Source organism: Prevotella sp. P2-180 (assembly GCF_002251435.1).
Taxonomy (GTDB): Bacteria; Bacteroidota; Bacteroidia; order Bacteroidales; family Bacteroidaceae; genus Prevotella.
This window is the reverse complement of record NZ_NPJI01000034.1, coordinates 37,394-55,462: the sequence shown is the minus strand read 5'-3', so window position 1 is coordinate 55,462 and position 18,069 is coordinate 37,394. Positions and strand designations below refer to the sequence as shown.

Genomic DNA, 18,069 nt, shown 5'->3' with positions numbered 1-18,069 from the left:
ATAATGAAAAAAGTAACATTAGTCCTCGAGGACGGAACGACATTCCACGGGAAATCGTTCGGCTATGAAGCTCCTGTAGCAGGAGAAGTAGTGTTCAACACAGCCATGATGGGCTATCCGGAAAGTCTTACCGACCCTTCTTATGCCGGTCAGCTCATGACTCTTACTTATCCACTGGTGGGCAACTACGGCGTGCCGCCTTTCACCATCGAAGCCAATTCGTTGGCCACATTCATGGAGAGCGACAAAATATATGCCTCCGCCATCATCGTGGCTGACTATAGCGAAGAGTTTTCTCACTGGAACGCAGTGGAAAGCCTTGCCGACTGGCTTAAAAGAGAAAAAGTGCCTGGCATCACTGGCATCGACACCCGTCAGCTTACCAAGGTGCTCAGGGAGCATGGAGTGATGATGGGAAAAATCCTGTTCGATGACCAGCCCGACAACATCCCACAGGCTGAATACGAGGGAGTGAACTGGGTTGACCGCGTCAGCTGCAGAGATATTATAAGGTATAACGAGGGAGCCGGAAAAAAAGTGGTCCTCGTGGACTGTGGTGTCAAAAATAATATTATAAGGTGTCTCGTCAACAGAGGCGTGGAAGTGATAAGAGTACCATGGAACTACGACTATACCGACATGGACTTCGACGGACTGTTCCTCGGCAACGGACCTGGCGACCCCGACATGTGTGAAGACGCAGTAAACATCATACGCAAACAAATGTCTTTAAGCCGAAAACCTATTTGCGGCATATGCATGGGAAACCAACTGCTGGCCAAGGCAGGAGGAGCTACCATCTACAAATTGAAATACGGTCACAGGTCACACAACCAGCCCGTGCGTGAGGTAGGCACTAACCGCTGCTATGTAACAAGCCAAAACCATGGGTATGCTGTGGATGCCAAGACACTCGGCAACGACTGGCGCGAACTCTTCGTAAACATGAACGACGGTTCCAATGAGGGCGTATGCCATAAGCAGTATCCATGGTTCACAAGCCAGTTCCACCCAGAGGCCTGTTCAGGTCCTGTTGACACTGAGTTTATGTTCGATAGATTCATTAAAGTACTGAATTAAGGAGTTATGGGAGATGTCCTAATTCCCTATGAACAAAGTAAGCGATAAGTACTTAACTCATAGAAAAAACTATTTAAGAAATAATATGAAAGACAATAATATAAAAAAAGTGCTGCTCCTCGGGTCTGGAGCATTGAAAATCGGTGAGGCGGGTGAGTTTGACTACTCAGGGTCTCAAGCCTTGAAAGCACTGCGAGAGGAAGGCGTAGAAACAGTGCTCATCAACCCGAACATCGCTACCGTACAGACATCAGAGGGTGTAGCCGACCAAATATACTTCCTTCCAGTGCAGCCATACTTCGTTGAGAAAGTGATAGCAAAGGAACGCCCCGACGGTATACTCCTCGCCTTTGGCGGACAAACCGCACTCAACTGTGGTGTGGAACTCTACCTCTCCGGAGTGCTTGAGAAATACGGGGTAAAAGTGCTCGGTACTCCCGTCCAGGCCATCATGGATACCGAAGATCGTGAACTCTTCGTTGAAAAACTCAACGAGATTGACGTAAAGACTATAAAAAGCGAAGCCTGCGAAACCATCGAGCAGGCAAGGGCTGCCGCTGCCACGCTTGGCTATCCAGTCATACTTCGTGCCGCTTATGCTCTCGGAGGACTCGGTTCGGGATTCTGCGACAACGAAGAGGAACTCAACAAACTCGCAGAAAAAGCCTTCTCCTTCTCCCCTCAGGTGCTCGTGGAAAAAAGCCTTAAAGGATGGAAAGAAATAGAATACGAGGTAGTGCGCGACAAGTACGACAATTGCATCACCGTCTGCAACATGGAAAATTTTGACCCACTCGGCATCCATACCGGCGAGAGTATCGTCATAGCCCCTTCGCAGACACTCACCAACAGCGAGTACCATAAGCTTAGGGCACTCTCGATAAAGATTGTAAGACACATCGGAATTGTGGGCGAATGTAATGTTCAATATGCCTTCGACCCACAAAGCGAAGACTACCGCGTCATAGAGGTCAACGCACGCCTTAGCCGCTCTTCCGCACTCGCCTCAAAAGCCACCGGATATCCACTTGCCTTCGTGGCTGCCAAACTCGGCATGGGCTACGGACTCTTTGAACTGAAAAACTCAGTCACCAAGACCACAAGCGCATTCTTCGAACCCGCCCTCGACTATGTGGTGTGCAAGATACCACGCTGGGACCTCTCCAAGTTCCGTGGAGTAGACAAGGAACTCGGCTCGTCAATGAAGTCGGTGGGAGAAGTGATGGCTATAGGACGAAACTTCGAGGAAGCCATACAGAAGGGATTGAGAATGATAGGACAGGGAATGCACGGATTTGTGGAAAATAAGGAACTCGAGATTCCAGACATCGACGCGGCACTGCGCGAACCTACCGACAAGCGTGTCTTCATCATCTCGAAAGCCATGCACAAGGGCTACACCATCGACCAAATTCACGAACTCACGAAAATCGACAAGTGGTTCCTGCAGAAACTCAAGCACATCATCGACATCGACGAGAGAATGAAGGATGCGGGAAATATCAACAACCTCAGCCGCGAATTGCTCCGTGAGGCAAAGGTATACGGATTCACTGACTTCCAAATAGCCCGCGCCGTGGGGCTCGAAACCGAACTCAACAGCATGGCAAAGGCTGGACTACTCGTGAGAAACCTAAGAAAAAACTACGGCATACTTCCTGTGGTGAAACAGATAGACACACTCGCCGCCGAATACCCCGCACAAACCAATTACCTCTATGTCACCTATGCTGGGGTGGAAAGCGACATAAAGTTTGAAAACGACAAGCGTTCCATCATCGTACTTGGTTCTGGTGCCTATCGCATCGGTTCATCGGTAGAGTTCGACTGGTGTGGAGTACAGGCCCTTAACACCATCAGAAAGGAAGGCTACCGCTCTGTAATGATAAATTACAACCCCGAGACAGTGTCCACCGACTACGACATGTGCGACCGCCTCTATTTCGACGAGCTCACCTTCGAACGTGTCATGGACATCATCGAACTCGAAAACCCCTACGGAGTGATTGTCTCCACCGGTGGACAAATACCCAACAACCTTGCCATGCGTCTTGACGCACAGAACGTGCCCATACTCGGCACATCGGCAAAGGATATCGATAACGCCGAAGACAGAGCACAGTTCTCGTCGATGCTCTCGCGCAACGGCATCGACCAGCCGGCGTGGAGTGCCCTTACCTCCATGGACGACATCAACAAGTTTATCGACGAAGTTGGCTTCCCTGTTCTCGTGCGACCTTCGTACGTGCTCTCCGGTGCTGCCATGAACGTATGCTCCAACCAAGAAGAGCTTGAGAAATTTCTGCGTTTGGCAGCCAATGTGAGCGAAGACCACCCTGTGGTGGTAAGCCAGTTTATCGAACACGCAAAGGAAGTGGAGATGGACGCAGTGGCAAAAAATGGCGAAATCATAGCCTATGCCATTTCCGAACACATAGAGTTTGCCGGTGTCCACTCTGGCGACGCCACCATACAGTTCCCGCCACAGAAACTCTATTGCGAGACAGTGCGCCGCATTAAGCGTGTGAGCAAGAAAATCGCACAAGAACTTCACATCAGCGGACCATTCAACATACAGTTCCTCGCCAAAGAAAACGACATCAAGGTCATAGAGTGCAACCTCAGGGCCTCACGCTCTTTCCCCTTCGTAAGCAAGGTGCTGAAAATAAATCTCATCGAACTGGCCACAAAGGTCATGCTCGGCCTGCCGGTAGAAAAGCCACACAAGAGCCTCTTCGACCTCGACTACGTAGGCATCAAGGCTAGCCAGTTCTCATTCAACCGACTGCAAAAGGCCGACCCCGTCCTTGGAGTCGACATGGCTTCCACAGGCGAGGTGGGCTGCCTCGGCGACGACACCAGCACAGCCCTACTCAAAGCCATGCTCTCAGTGGGTCACCGCATACCAGAGAAGAACATACTCCTCTCCACAGGAAGCGCAAAGCAAAAGGCAGAAATGCTAGATGCCGCCAGAATGCTCGTCGCCCATGGCTATAAGCTCTACGCCACTGGAGGTACTTCTCGATATCTCGCCGACAACGGCATTGACAACAGCCTCGTCTACTGGCCATCAGAAGACGGCAAGCCACAGGCCCTCGAAATGCTACACAACCACGAGATAGACATGGTGGTGAACATCCCGAAAGACCTCACTGCCGGCGAGCTCACCAACGGCTACAAGATACGTCGTGCCGCCATCGACCTCAACGTGCCGCTCATCACCAACAGCCGCCTGGCATCGGCCTTCATCTACGCATTCTGCAATGTCGGAAAGGAAGGTATAGGTATCAAGAGTTGGGAAGAATACAAATAAAAAACACCACAACAAAACAGAAAAACAGTGGGCAACGCATGCTTTTTATGCGTTGTTCACTGTTTCTTATCCCCTTTTTGTTCATTTTTTAGTAAAAAAGTTGCAAGATTGAAAAAAAAGGTGTATTTTTGCACCTGTGAAAAAGTAACAAATACTAGCTTATGGACTTTGGCGAAAATTTTGAATCAACGATAAACCGCAGTGAATATAGAATACTTGTGGTTGACGACGTGATAAGCAATGTCTTGCTCTTGAAGATTTTGCTTACAAATGAAAAGTTCCAGGTGCTCACGGCTAACAATGGAACAAGCTGTATAGAAACTGCAAAAAAGGAACATCCCGACCTTATACTGCTCGATGTGATGATGCCGGATATAAGCGGATTCGACACAGCCACCGAACTCAAGAAAAGCCCTGAAACATCCGATATCCCCATCATCTTCCTTACAGCACTCAATAGCCCGGCCGACCTCGTGCATGGTTTCCAGGTGGGGGCCAACGACTTCCTTACCAAACCATTCAACAAGGAAGAGCTCATAATGCGTGTCATGCACCAAATCTCGCTCGTGGCAGCAAAGAGAATCATCGTGCAGCAAAACGAAGAACTGAGAAGAACCATCAACAACCGAGACAAGATGTACTCCGTCATCGCCCACGACCTGCGCTCGCCTATGGCAAGCATTCGTATGGTGCTGAACCTCGTAGTACAAACCGTCTCGCCCGAAGCCATCGGACCTGAGATGTTTTACCTCATCGACAAAGCTAACAAGGAGACCGAGGAAACCCACGACCTGCTCGACAACCTGTTGAAATGGACAAAGAGCCAAACCGGACGACTGAAGGTGGCTTACCAGGACTTCGATGTGATCGATGTGGTGACAGGCGTATACGGTATCTTCACCATGATAGCCGAAACAAAGAAAATTGCGCTCACCATGGAAGAGAATGTGGCAGGACTGAAGGTTCGTGCCGACAAAGACATGCTCAACACCGTGGTCAGAAACTTCCTCAGCAATGCCATAAAGTTCACACCAGAAGGCAGCGCCATCGAAATCATTGTTGACAAAAAAGACGACTTCGCAAAAATCAGTATCAGAGACCATGGTGTGGGTATCGCCCCCGACCGCATAGAAGGCCTATTCCACAAAGGAGAGACTACATATGGTACAAACAACGAGGAAGGAAGCGGTCTCGGCCTCCAGCTCTGCAAAGACTTTGCAGAGAAAAACGGTGGTGATGTCATGGTTGAGTCTGTATTAGGCGAAGGCAGTACGTTCAGCGTCCTCGTGCCGCTGCTGAAGAATTAAAGGAGTAAAAAAAAACTTCCACAACAAAAAAAGTAACTTATTTTTAAATTCATAAACATTAAGAAAAATGAAAGCATTTGTTTTCCCTGGACAGGGAGCACAGTTCTCTGGTATGGGCAAAGACCTGTACGACAACGACACGAAAGCCAAAGAGCTTTTCGAGAAAGCCAACGAAATACTTGGCTACAGGATAACCGACATTATGTTTGAAGGAACTGATGACGAACTCAAGCAGACCAAGGTAACACAACCCGCAGTCTTCCTCCATAGCGTCATCAAGGCTATTAGTCTGGGCGACGACTTTCAGCCATCCATGGTTGCAGGCCACTCACTCGGTGAGTTCTCTGCCCTCGTCGCAGCTGGCGCTCTCAGCTTCGAAGACGGTCTGAAACTCGTCTACGCTCGTGCCATGGCCATGCAGAAAGCATGCGAGAAGACACCTTCAACAATGGCTGCCATCGTAGGACTTTCCGACGACAAAATTGAAGCTATCTGTGAAGAAGTGAGCCAAACCACACCTATCGTCGTTCCAGCCAACTATAACTGCCCAGGACAGCTTGTCATCTCTGGTAGCGTAGAAGCCATCAATGCCGCTTGCGAAAAGTTGAAAGAAGCAGGTGCAAAGCGTGCACTGCCTCTGAAAGTAGGAGGAGCATTCCACTCTCCACTCATGCAGCCGGCTAAGGACGAACTGCAGGCTGCCATAGAAAGCACCGAATTCTCTGCTCCGAAATGTCCTGTATACCAGAATGTTGACGGGAAGCCTCACACCGACCCAGCAGAGATTAAGCAAAACCTCATCTCACAGCTCACAAGCAGCGTCCGCTGGACTTCTTGCGTACAGAACATGATAGCCGACGGAGCCGACGACTTCACTGAGTGCGGCCCAGGAAAAGCCCTCCAGGGAATGATTGGACGTATCGATAAGAGTGTAGCCGTATGCGGCATATCATAATGTCATATCACGACATTCATTATATTCTAATCCACAATACCTGAGCCCGGACACACAAAGCCGGGCTCTATTTTTAATAAACAAAAGTGCCCTAAAAACTATGCAAAAAATTATCATCTACCAAGTACTTCCTCGCCTCTACGGCAACCGCAATCTCACACGTAAGCCTAACGGGACAATAGAGGAAAACGGATGCGGCAAACTCAATGACTTTACAGACAAAGAACTCAACAACATAAGGCAGAAAGGCATCACCCACGTGTGGTATACTGGAGTGATAAGACACGCCACGAAAACCAACTACACCGCCTACGGCATACCACGGTGCCATCCGGCAGTGGTAAAGGGACAGGCCGGTTCACCCTACGCCATATCCGACTATTACGACATCGACCCCGACCTCGCCGTTGACATCAACTCTCGCATGGCAGAATTTGAAGCACTTGTGGCAAGGACTCACAAGGCTGGCATGAAGGTCGTCATCGACTTCGTTCCCAACCATGTGGCACGACAGTATAAGTCGCTATTCCAGCCCGAAGGCGTAAATGGCCTTGGCGACGATGATGATATCACACAAGGCTTCTCGCCACAAAACAATTTCTACTACTGTCCAGGAGAACAGTTCTCACCCTATTTAGACCTATATTCCGGCGAGACAGAACCATACCACGAAGAACCCGCCAAAGCCACTGGCAACGACCACTTCGACTCACGCCCAGGACGAAACGACTGGTATGAGACCATAAAACTTAACTACGGAGTCGACTATTACGCCGGAGGAATCGGCTTTTTCAATCCCGTGCCCGACACCTGGTCAAAGATGCTTGCCATACTCGAATTTTGGGCATCTAAGGGTGTCGATGCCTTCCGCTGCGACATGGCGGAAATGGTGCCGTCGGCATTCTGGACATGGGCTCTCGGCAAGCTCAAGGCAAAACACCCGGAAGTGAAAATCATCGGAGAGGTATACAATCCCTCACTCTACCGCACCTATATAGCCAGCGGATTTGACTATCTCTACGACAAGGTAGGCATGTACGACACGCTTCGCTCCATCGTCTGTTCCGGACAGTCGTCGACAGCCATCACTGGCGCTTGGCAAGCCACCGACGATATAGCCGACCAAATGCTCTACTTCCTTGAAAACCACGACGAGCAGCGAGTGGCAAGCGACTACTTCGCAGGCTGTCCTTTCAAGGCAGTGCCCGCATTAGCCGTCTCGCTCCTACTCCGCCGCAACCCCTTTATGCTCTTTGAGGGCGAGGAATACGGCGAGAAAGGCATGGATGCCGAAGGATTCAGCGGTCGCGACGGACGCACCACCATATTCGACTATTGGAGTATCGACACGCTCTGCCGCGCTTCCAAGTTCCAGCTCACGCCCGAAGAGACCCGTCTCGCCCAAATACATACAAGTCTCATAAGCATAGCAAGAAACGAACCGGCGATTAGCGAAGGAAAATGCTTCGACCTCATGTATGCCAACCCATGGTCCGACAGTTTCAACCCACACCGTCACTACACATTCCTTCGCAGCACAAGCAACACGCTGCTGCTCGTTTTAGCCAACTTCGACTCACAGCCGGCATCAGTAAAGATAAACCTACCAACCCACGCCTTCGACTATCTCAACATACCGGAAGGCCCACGTACAGCCACCGAGCTACTCACAGGCGAGAAGACACAGCTCAATCTGGCTAAAGATGGCGCCATAGCCGCATCAGCACCCGCTAACGGTGTTTCAATCTATAAGATAACGTTCTAATCAAAAACCAATTATGGAAGAACAAATATTCAACACTCACAACAAGGAAGAGTTTCCGCCAGCCCATACCGCCGAGCATCTCCTCAACCAGACCATGGTACAGCTGTTCGGATGCGAACGCTCCCACAACGCTCACATAGAGCGCAAGAAGAGCAAGATGACCTTTATTGTCGACCACAAACCCGACAGGAAGGAAGAGAGGCTGATAGCCGACCGTATGAACGAGCTAATATCCGCAGACCTCCCTGTAACCTTCGAATATGTCAGTCGTGATAACATGCCCGACGATATAAGAGCCGACCGTCTGCCCGCCGACGCTTCGGACACCATCAGATTAGTTCGCATAGGCGACTACGACGTCTGCCCCTGTATTGGCAAGCATGTCCGTTCCACCTCACAAATAGGACGTTTTGAACTTCTCGGCACCAATTGGGACGAACCCACCCACTCCTTCCGCATACGTTTCAAAGTGGTCCAATAGAGGATCGAGTAGAACAATAGAATTTCATTTATCCCATAGTCTTCCATTGATGCCCAAATGCGTGTCAATGGAGGACTTTTCGGTTCATTCTTCTAATGCATTTAACCAAAGGGCGCACTGTCACCTTACGACAGACGGCTGTCATAACTACGACAGTCGGCTGTCATAACTGTGACAGTCTTGGCTAAGACATTAGGCTTGCAGTTGCCATAAGACATCTCGTTTCGTGTTGTATAAGCCAGCTCCGCAAACACCCTACACCCTACATTATTTCGTAGCAGCATTCTGATAATCAGATGGTTAATGAATGTAGGGTGCCTCTCAACCCTACATTAACCCTACATCATCCGTACATTAATTTTTTCATGGTCTCATTAATTGTCTCCGCGATGACCGATTTTTTCATTTCGATAGCCCGATCAATTCATTGGCGTTTCAATTTGTGGTAAGCGTCTCCACGATACGTTGGCGTTGTTGCGGACGAGGCTTGGATATGTGGCGGAATTTTTGTATTTTGCAATAACGGAAGACTTTATATAGGACAAATTCAACAATAAAGTGGTATAATAATGCATTTTTTGGCTTTTTGCTTTGTTTTGTGCTATAATTATTGTATTTTTGCAAATGCGATACTTCAATAATTAAAAACAATAAAAACAACGATGAACAAAAACAAAATTATTACCCTATTGGGGCTCTTTGCAATGTCAATGATGGTCATGGCACAAGGCAGCGAGAAACTGGTCAGCAATCAGATTCTAAATCAAAAGGTTGTTGACGAAGGAGGCAGCGGAATGTTCAATGCTGTGGCATTGGAAGAGAAAGACGATAAAGGCCGGGATGAAAAGGCAAACAACTTTAAGACCCTTTGGATAAAGAACGGCGACCGCAACATCTTCGGCATCATCGGCAAGCCGCACTACACGGGCAAGAAACAGCCCATAGCCATAATTGCCCACGGCTTCAACGGCAGCCACACCTACTCGCTCGCCTATTTCAACGAGCTGAACAAGATGGGCTACCAGTGCTACGCCTTCGACTTCCCATGCGGCTCGCTGAACAGCCGCAGCGACAACAACACCCACAACATGTCGATTCTCGACGAGCAAAGCGACCTGGAGGCTATTGTAAAATACTTCAAGAGTCAACCCGACATCGACGCCGACAACATTGTCCTCATCGGCGAGAGCCAGGGCGGACTCGTGTCGGCGCTCACCGCCGCCTCGCTGCCGAAGGATGTGACGAAGTTGGTGCTGGTCTTTCCCGCATTGTGCATCCCCGACAACTGGAACCAGCGCTATCCAAAGGTGTCCGACATTCCCGATACTACCACTCTGTGGGACGTACCCATAGGTCGCCGTTTCTTCTTGGAGATTCGCGACATGGACGTGTTCAAGACCATAAAGCGTTTTAAGAAGCCTGTTTTGATTGTGCAGGGCGACGCCGATGCTGTTATGTCGATGGACGACTCACGCCGTGCAGTTAAGAACTACAAGACTGCCAGCCTGCATGTCATCCCCAGTGCCGGCCACGGCTTCAAGCCTCATGAGTTTGAGGAGTCGATGGGAGTGATAAAGGAGTTCTTGAGTGAAGAGTGAAGAATGAAGAGTGAAAAGTGGGAATGTTGTATCTTTGCAGAAATAAAATGAAACAAATTATATTATGAAATTTAACTATGCCACTCTTATTGTCGCTTTGTTTTTTGCTTATGCGACAAATACATTTGCACAAGGCGAACTGTATCATGATTTCCTTAATCCAAAAGACGAACACCGCTCGTGGATAATATGGCAGTGGATGGACGGCTTGGTAAACAAGGAAGCCATAACAAAAGATTTGGAAGCCTTTAAGGAAGCCGGTCTGTCCGGCGTTCAGAATTTCCAAATTGGAGGTGACCAGCAAATAAGAGTGGGAGATTCCACATGCGCCATTGGCAGCGAGAAATGGAAACAGATGATGAGATGGGCAATGGACGAGTGTGAACGGTTGGGCTTGTCCTTCGGCACACATAATTGTCCCGGATGGTCGTCAAGTGCATATAAAGATGTCTCCCCGGAATATTCCATGCAGAAAGTGGTTGTTTCCGAAACTGCTTTTACTGTGGGAAAGAAAACCATTTGCTTACCTCGTGCGGAGATCGACGCGAAATATAATTTCTATAGGGACATTTGCATTCTTGCAGTAGCAACCGATAGCATTGTCAGCAAACAGGATATTATCGACATCACATCATATCTGCCCGAAATGGACAAGGGCAGATGGGCTGACACGCTCGAGGTGCCAAGAAAACTGATGAAATCCTTGCCAAGAGAGATTAGAAAGAGAATCTCGGAAGGCGCGTGGTCGCTGATGCGTTTTGGACACACCACAAACGGGAAAACCAATGAGGCGCAGGCGGCGGCATCCGGGAGAGGACTTGAATGTGACAAACTAAGCAAGAAAGCCGTGAAACGGTTTTGGGAAGGCTACCCTATGATGCTGTTAAATCTTGCAGGTCGTCATGCTGGAAAGACTTTCTGTCGGTTGGAGATAGACAGTTACGAGGCAGGAGGGCAGGATTGGAGCGAGGTGTTGCCAGAAGAGTTCCAGCAGCGCAAGGGTTATGATGTAAGGCTATGGCTGCCATGTATCGTGGGCAAGCGGATTATTGAAAGCAACGAAGCAAGCAAACGATTTAAGGACGATTTTGTTGATGTGCTCACATCCCTTTTCGCCGAAAACTATTACGGCTACATGGAACAGTTGGCTGAACAGAGTGCTCCGGGAATGCAGTTGCTCATAGAGCCTTATGGCACTGGAGGCCAAAAACCTTTCAGAGTGCTCGACATTAACAAAATACTCAGTCAGACACCACATTCGCTGGTGGCAACGGAATTTTGGGTGAAACCAAATTGGGGATGGAGGGATATGCAAGGACACGAGAAGGTGATGCGCACACTTCAGAAACCTCTTCTCATAGCAGAAGCATTCACCTGTTGGCCATTGTTTGCCTGGCAAGACAGCCCTCAGTCCCTAAAACCTATATGCGACCGTGCTTTCAGCACAGGAGTAAACAAGATGATGCTCCACGCAGGTGCTTGCAATCCGTGGCGGAATGTTGAGCCTGGCATGTCGTTCGGAATCTGGGGAACACAGTTTGTGCCCACCCAGACATGGTGGAAGGCTGGTGGTGCAAGGGCACTTTTCGACTATATGGCACGCTGCCAATCGCTATTGCAGAGAGGATTGCCTGCCCAAGAGCAACTGCCTTCCATGAAGGTCATGAAAACTTATAGGCGCATTGACGGCGATACCGATATAATATTCATTTGCAATCCCACTGAGACGCAGGCTACGGAAACGATGGATGTCAAGGGCATTGCCAAAGGACGTCGTGCGGAAATATGGAATCCTTACAATCTTGAGACCGACATTCTGTCGGAGTCTGACTCCCTGTTGAGAATTGAAGGCTTGGGGTCAAGATTCTTGATTCTTTCTAACGAAGAGAGACCTACTGAGGTGAACGACTCCCTCTCTGCCCTGCTGACAGACAATGCAGGAAAAGAAACAATAATGCAACTTGACAGTGAATGGGACATTACCTTCCCAAACACCGCCCACTTGGAGAAACAACAACTGTTTGAATGGACAAAGTCGGACAACGACGAAATAAGGTATTTCTCCGGAACGGCAACCTATAAGCGCCACTTTTCGCTTTCACGCAAGCATCTGAAACGACAACGTGTCATTCTTGACCTCGGCGACATAAAAAACATGGCAACCGTAAGAGTGAACGGAACAAAATTCCCCGTAATGTGGAAATCTCCTTTCCTGCTTGACATAAAGTCGGCAATTAAAGAGGGCGACAATATCATAGAGGTGGACGTGACAAATCTGTGGCCTAACAGGATGATAGGCGACGAGAAGGAACCTGACGACATAGAATGGTCTGAGCCATTGATATACGACTATGCTCCAGGAAAGCCTGTGGCAGGCAGGTATATGAATGCCATTCCCGAATGGTTGCGCCAGGGAACAGTCAGACCATCAAAAAACAGGAAGACAGTGGGGTGCTTCAAATTCTTCACCAAAGACTCTCCATTGTTGCCTTCCGGTCTTATTGGTCCTGTTGTTATAAGGAAGAAAACAAATCGGGATGGTTTATGACTGTTTCCGTGACCATATCTGCCAGTTCTGCCATAGTACCGACCTCGTAAATTGGAAATGGATACAGGATTCGCAGACACAACCTTATTATTCTCCCAAACATGGTACAGTCATCCTTATAAGCAAGAAGGAATTAAAAAAAATGAAGAAGTTACTCAGAGGCAGAGAAAAACAGAAGCAACAGGCACATCTGTCCCGTTAGTTAGATTTCTTAAGTATTCGGATAATTAGCGTGAATTTTCGTTGTTTCCTGATAAAATGTATAGATAAAATAAAGAAAAGTTTGGTAGTGTCGTTTTTTATTCCTACTTTTGCAAAATAAAACAATAGACACATAGCTATGGAAGTAGAGAACAAATACATTAGATTTGACTGGGCGGTGAAGCGCATGTTGCGCGACAAGGCAAATTTTGCAGTGTTGGAAGGATTGGTTACGGTGCTTCTTGGTGAGAAGATTGTTATAACCGAACTGCTCGAGAGCGAAGGCAATCAGGAAACAAGCGAGGCAAAGTTCAACCGTGTTGACATCAAGGCAAAGAACTCCAAGGGAGAGATAATAATAGTTGAAGTGCAACTGTCGCGGCAGCTGTACTATCTCCAGCGTATGCTCTATGGTGTATCGAAGGCCATTACAGAGCACATACAGATAGGCAATATGTACGACCATGTGAAGAAAGTCTATTCCATCAACATCATTTATTTCGACCTTGGTAAGGGCAGCGACTATCTATATCACGGAAAGACCATTTTCACCGGCGTTCACACTGGCGACAATTTGGAGGTGAATACGAAGGAAGCAAATGAGATAAAAATGACTGCGCCGGAGAATGTGTTCCCTGAGTATTACATTATCCGCGTAAATGAATTCAACCAAGTTGCCAAAACCCCGATAGAAGAATGGCTCGACTACCTGAAAAACAACCGCATAAAGGATGACACCTCCACGCCTGGTCTGCAAGAAGCACGAGAGAAACTCCTCTACATGACAATGAGCGATGCCGACCGCCGCGCCTACGATGCCCACATGGACGACATCATGGTGCAGAACGACGTGCTTAGCACAGCTAAGTTGGAAGGGCTTGCGGAAGGTCGTGCGGAAGGTCGTGCGGAAGGACGTGCGGAAGGTCGTGCGGAAGGACGTGCGGAAGGTCGTGCGGAAGGTCGTGCGGAAGGACGTGCGGAAGGTCGTGCGGAAGGACGTGCGGAAGGTCGTGCGGAAGGTCGTGCGGAAGGAATAAAACTAACTGCCCGCAATCTTAAAGCCATGGGATTGAGTGTTGGCGAAATAAAGGAGGCAACCGGGCTTAGCGAGGATGAGATTAATGGTTTGTGATTAATCCCCCAACTTTTGGATAAACGTGAATCCCAGGGGGTGTTGATATAACAAAAAAGCTTATGTGAAATATGCTGCAACATCCCTTATTATGAGAGAGGCTGGCGGCGTAATAAGTGGATAAGTAAACATGTTGAAATGAAGATACATCAGATATTATTTAGTCCCACAGGAGGGACTCGACGAGTGAGTGAAATATTATGTCAAGGTATGGGTAAAGAGAGTGTTGTTACAGATCTCTGTGTGAAGACCGCCGACATTCAGTTGCCTAATATAAATAAGGATGACTTGGCTGTCATCTCCATGCCTGTCTTTGCAGGACGTGTGCCGGCATTGGCTGTAGAACGTCTGCGTATGGTGAAGCCCAATGGGGCGAAATGTGTTGTAGTAGCCGTCTTCGGCAATCGTGCCTACGACGATGCTTTGCTTGAAATTCAGGATGTGACATCAGAGATGGGGTTCCGTGTAATTGCTGCAGTAGGTGCAGTAGCCGAACACAGTATCATCAGGAGATATGGCAATGGCCGGCCTGATGCTGTCGACGAACAGACACTCCGTCGTTTCGGTGCCGAAATCTTGGGCAAGGCTGAAGGTAGCGTGTGTACTTTGCCGGCGATACCAGGCAACCGCCCTTACAAGAAAGGCGGCAAAGTGCCTCATCCCAAAGGCAGGCGAGGATGCAATCGGTGTGGTGTTTGCGCCAGGCAATGTCCAACAGACGCCATACCATTTTCAGATCCTAAAAAAGTAGATGCTTCCAAGTGCATTTCCTGCATGAGATGTGTTTCCGCATGCCCAACGGGGGCAAGAAGCATCGGAGCGGTCATGACCTTCCTGGCTACACAAGGCCTGAAAAAAGTATGTGCCACAAGAAAAGAAAACGAGTTGTATCTTTAGCCCTTTCGTAGTGGTGTAGTGCAGACAGCAAAACAGTTGGATATCATAATAATCATGGACAAACAAACCCTTGGTTTAATCAATGGCATTATATCAGGCATCTCCTTTGGCTTGATACCACTTTTTTCCATTCCCGTCATTGCGGCGGGCATGGGCAATGTAAGCATTCTGGTATATCGCTTTTTCTTTGGCTCACTGGCTATGCTCGGAATGTTGCTGCTGAAAAAGACAGACTTGAGAGTCTCGCTTTCCGAATTATGTAGAATTGCCATATTGTCATTATTCTACATAGGCACAGCCTTGGCAACGCTTGAATGCTACCACTACTTGTCTTCAGGCATTGCCACGGCTTTGGTTTATACTGATCCTATCTGGTGTGCTATCATCGGTTTGATATTTCTTGGCGACCGTTTTTCGTTGAAACTCACTTCTAGCTGTCTCTTTGCTACACTGGGAGTGATGATGATGACAGGCGTATTCACCGAAGATGGAACATTCTCGGCATTAGGACTTTTCTGGGGATTGCTCTCGGGCTTGTCCTATGCCTTGTATCTAATCTTCGTCCCAAGACTAAGACTCAAGCGTATACCAAGCCTAAAGCTCACGTTCTATGTGTTTTTCATCGGAATGTTGATACTTGCCGCATATGCCATCCTGAAGGAAGGCAATATTGAGATTGTGACGAATCCGACATGCTGGACAAACCTAATATTGCTCGGGTTGATACCCACCGCTCTTAGCAACATCTGCGTCACTATGTCGCTCCGTCTTGTCGACAGCACCATTGTGGCCATTCTTGGAGCATTTGAGCCGCTGACGGCAATGGTGATCGGCATCGTGATACTTGGCGACTCGTGGAGCATAATGAGCCTCGGCGGAACCTTCCTCATTCTTCTGGCTGTGGCTATGCTCACCATTCTGCCAAAAAACAATAACTGATTTTTCATATGCAAGACTTTTGCCGAATATACAACCAGTAGTAATGTGAAGTTCGAGAGTTATGAAGAGAACACCAACTGGTTTGATTAACCCAGTACTCTGCCCGTTATTACACCAGTACTCTGCCCGTTATTATACCAGTACTCTGCCCGTTATTACACCAGTACTCTAACTAGAGTACTGCAGTACTCCAACCAAAGTACCAGAGTACTCTCGCGGGAGTACTACCACAAGGATAGAGCATCGGTAAGTCACAAAGAAAGATAACTAATAAAAACAGAAAACTATGGCACAAATAACAATTATCCCAGCAGTAATATAACAAAAAAAAGGGAATCCGTAAGATTCCCTTTTAATTAAATGGCGGAGAGAGAGGCTCTCGAACTTATACTTTCACAGAATATCATAAAACTGCAAACGACTGATAATCAAGTGTAAATTACAATATAGAGTAAAAGTAAATGTTTCTAAATGTCTTTTGCTATCTCAATAATTGGGTGTATATTTGGGTGTAGAATTTCAAACGCACCCAATTATGAATATCAAGCGCAACATCATTTTTGCATTGGAGAGCCGGAAAAAGAACGGTGTGCCAATCGTAGAGAACGTACCCATCCGTATGCGTGTCATCTTTGCCAGCCAACGCATCGAGTTTACAACGGGCTACCGGATTGACGTAGCCAAATGGGATGCAGATAAGCAGCGGGTAAAGAACGGATGTACCAACAAGCTAAAGCAAAGTGCAGCCGAAATCAATACGGACTTGCTGAAATACTATGCCGAAATCCAGAATATTTTCAAGGAATTTGAGGTGCAGGAGGTCATGCCAACGACCCAACAGTTGAAGGAAGCTTTCAACATGAGAATGAAAGACACCAGCGAAGAACAGCCGGAAGAAGCCCCTGTCAGCTTTTGGGAGGTGTTCGATGAGTTTGTAAAAGAGTGCGGTAACCAGAATAACTGGACGGCATCCACCTATGAAAAATTTGCAGCAGTGAGGAACCACCTCAAAGAGTTCAAGGAGGATGCAACGTTCAACTATTTCAACGAGTTTGGATTGAACGAATACGTCAACTTCCTGCGTGACACCAAGGATATGAGAAACAGCACCATCGGCAAGCAAATGGGATTCCTCAAATGGTTCCTGCGCTGGAGCTTCAAGAAAGGACATCATCAGAACATTGCATACGATACGTTCAAACCGAAACTGAAAACCACCTCGAAAAAAGTAATCTTCCTGACTTGGGATGAACTGAACAAGCTGAAAGACTACCAGATACCCAAGGATAAGCAATACCTGGAACGTGTGCGTGATGTTTTCCTGTTCTGCTGCTTTACGAGTTTGCGGTATTCGGATGTTCGCAATCTGAAAAGAAGCGATGTGAAGTCCGACCACATCGAAATAACCACAGTCAAGACTGCCGACAGCCTGACGATTGAACTGAACAAATACAGCAAAGCCATACTGGACAAATACAAGGACATCCATTTCGAGAATTACATGGCTCTGCCCGTCATCAGCAACCAGAAGATGAACGATTACCTGAAAGAGCTGGGCGAACTGGCAGAAATCAACGAGCCTGTACGGGAAACCTACTACAAGGGAAATGAACGTATTGATGAAGTCACACCCAAATACGCTTTGCTCAGTACCCATGCAGGAAGAAGGACATTCATCTGCAATGCGCTGGCTCTCGGAATCCCGGCACAGGTGGTCATGAAATGGACGGGACACAGCGACTACAAAGCTATGAAACCCTACATTGACATAGCGGATGATATTAAGGCAAATGCCATGAACAAGTTTAATCAACTATAAAAGTATCAAACAGTTTCATAGATAGTTACCAATG

Annotated in this window: 11 protein-coding genes and 1 pseudogene; 11 read left to right on the top strand and 1 reads right to left on the bottom strand. The window is 48.0% G+C overall.

From position 1 onward, the window contains the following. The first annotated feature begins 3 nt into the window (after positions 1-3). The 5 genes and pseudogenes from carA (at position 4) to CIK98_RS05370 (ending at position 8,901) form a co-directional block, all read left to right on the top strand. Positions 4-1,080: a glutamine-hydrolyzing carbamoyl-phosphate synthase small subunit gene (gene carA / locus CIK98_RS05390; RefSeq protein ID WP_094383246.1), complete on the top strand. Its 1,077-nt coding sequence runs from the start codon at positions 4-6 to the stop codon at positions 1,078-1,080. Positions 1,081-1,165: 85 nt separating this feature from the next. Beyond that, entirely contained in the window at positions 1,166-4,393 is a 3,228-nt protein-coding gene (gene carB, locus CIK98_RS05385) for a carbamoyl-phosphate synthase (glutamine-hydrolyzing) large subunit (protein WP_094383245.1), read from the top strand. 161 nt (positions 4,394-4,554) lie between these two features. Continuing rightward, on the top strand, positions 4,555-5,700 hold the full coding sequence (locus CIK98_RS05380; protein WP_094383244.1) for a hybrid sensor histidine kinase/response regulator: 1,146 nt from the start codon (positions 4,555-4,557) through the stop codon (positions 5,698-5,700). Positions 5,701-5,767: 67 nt separating this feature from the next. Beyond that, positions 5,768-6,655, top strand: a complete 888-nt coding sequence (fabD, locus tag CIK98_RS05375) for an ACP S-malonyltransferase (protein WP_094383243.1) — start codon at positions 5,768-5,770, stop codon at positions 6,653-6,655. 100 nt (positions 6,656-6,755) lie between these two features. Next, positions 6,756-8,901: pseudogene (locus CIK98_RS05370) on the top strand (alpha-amylase family glycosyl hydrolase). Positions 8,902-9,026: 125 nt separating this feature from the next. On the opposite strand, the gene CIK98_RS17980 reads toward CIK98_RS05370, so the two are convergent. Then, a complete protein-coding gene (locus CIK98_RS17980) occupies positions 9,027-9,185 on the bottom strand; it encodes a hypothetical protein (RefSeq protein WP_172409829.1) in 159 nt (52 codons plus the stop codon). A 378-nt stretch (positions 9,186-9,563) separates the two neighbouring features. Here CIK98_RS17980 and CIK98_RS05360 point away from each other — a divergent pair, with 378 nt between their 5' ends. The 6 genes from CIK98_RS05360 (at position 9,564) to CIK98_RS05330 (ending at position 18,035) form a co-directional block, all read left to right on the top strand. Next, positions 9,564-10,499: an alpha/beta hydrolase gene (locus CIK98_RS05360; protein WP_094383240.1), complete on the top strand. Its 936-nt coding sequence runs from the start codon at positions 9,564-9,566 to the stop codon at positions 10,497-10,499. Between the two features lie 64 nt (positions 10,500-10,563). Then, positions 10,564-13,047, top strand: coding sequence for a glycosyl hydrolase (locus CIK98_RS05355; protein WP_094383239.1), 2,484 nt, complete (start codon positions 10,564-10,566; stop codon positions 13,045-13,047). Between the two features lie 340 nt (positions 13,048-13,387). Further along, entirely contained in the window at positions 13,388-14,380 is a 993-nt protein-coding gene (locus CIK98_RS05345; protein WP_094383237.1) for an Rpn family recombination-promoting nuclease/putative transposase, read from the top strand. A 210-nt stretch (positions 14,381-14,590) separates the two neighbouring features. Further along, positions 14,591-15,277 carry a 4Fe-4S binding protein gene (locus CIK98_RS05340; protein WP_216358957.1) on the top strand — a complete coding sequence of 229 codons (687 nt, stop codon included), beginning with the start codon at positions 14,591-14,593 and terminating at the stop codon, positions 15,275-15,277. Between the two features lie 54 nt (positions 15,278-15,331). Next, positions 15,332-16,216, top strand: a complete 885-nt coding sequence (locus tag CIK98_RS05335; protein ID WP_141210416.1) for a DMT family transporter — start codon at positions 15,332-15,334, stop codon at positions 16,214-16,216. A gap of 535 nt (positions 16,217-16,751) precedes the next feature. Further along, a complete protein-coding gene (locus CIK98_RS05330; RefSeq protein WP_004308773.1) occupies positions 16,752-18,035 on the top strand; it encodes a site-specific integrase in 1,284 nt (427 codons plus the stop codon). The last annotated feature ends 34 nt before the right edge of the window (positions 18,036-18,069 follow it).

Excerpts from the sequence above, each read along its gene's own strand:
- fabD (WP_094383243.1), top strand. The coding sequence starts at position 5,768 with ATGAAAGCATTTGTTTTCCCTGGACAGGGAGCACAGTTCTCTGGTATG.
- CIK98_RS05345 (WP_094383237.1), top strand. The coding sequence starts at position 13,388 with ATGGAAGTAGAGAACAAATACATTAGATTTGACTGGGCGGTGAAGCGC.
- carB (WP_094383245.1), top strand. The coding sequence starts at position 1,166 with ATGAAAGACAATAATATAAAAAAAGTGCTGCTCCTCGGGTCTGGAGCA.
- CIK98_RS05380 (WP_094383244.1), top strand. The coding sequence starts at position 4,555 with ATGGACTTTGGCGAAAATTTTGAATCAACGATAAACCGCAGTGAATAT.
- carA (WP_094383246.1), top strand. The coding sequence starts at position 4 with ATGAAAAAAGTAACATTAGTCCTCGAGGACGGAACGACATTCCACGGG.
- CIK98_RS17980 (WP_172409829.1), bottom strand. The coding sequence starts at position 9,185 with ATGCTGCTACGAAATAATGTAGGGTGTAGGGTGTTTGCGGAGCTGGCT.
- CIK98_RS05335 (WP_141210416.1), top strand. The coding sequence starts at position 15,332 with ATGGACAAACAAACCCTTGGTTTAATCAATGGCATTATATCAGGCATC.
- CIK98_RS05330 (WP_004308773.1), top strand. The coding sequence starts at position 16,752 with ATGAATATCAAGCGCAACATCATTTTTGCATTGGAGAGCCGGAAAAAG.
- CIK98_RS05360 (WP_094383240.1), top strand. The coding sequence starts at position 9,564 with ATGAACAAAAACAAAATTATTACCCTATTGGGGCTCTTTGCAATGTCA.
- CIK98_RS05355 (WP_094383239.1), top strand. The coding sequence starts at position 10,564 with ATGAAATTTAACTATGCCACTCTTATTGTCGCTTTGTTTTTTGCTTAT.
- CIK98_RS05340 (WP_216358957.1), top strand. The coding sequence starts at position 14,591 with ATGGGTAAAGAGAGTGTTGTTACAGATCTCTGTGTGAAGACCGCCGAC.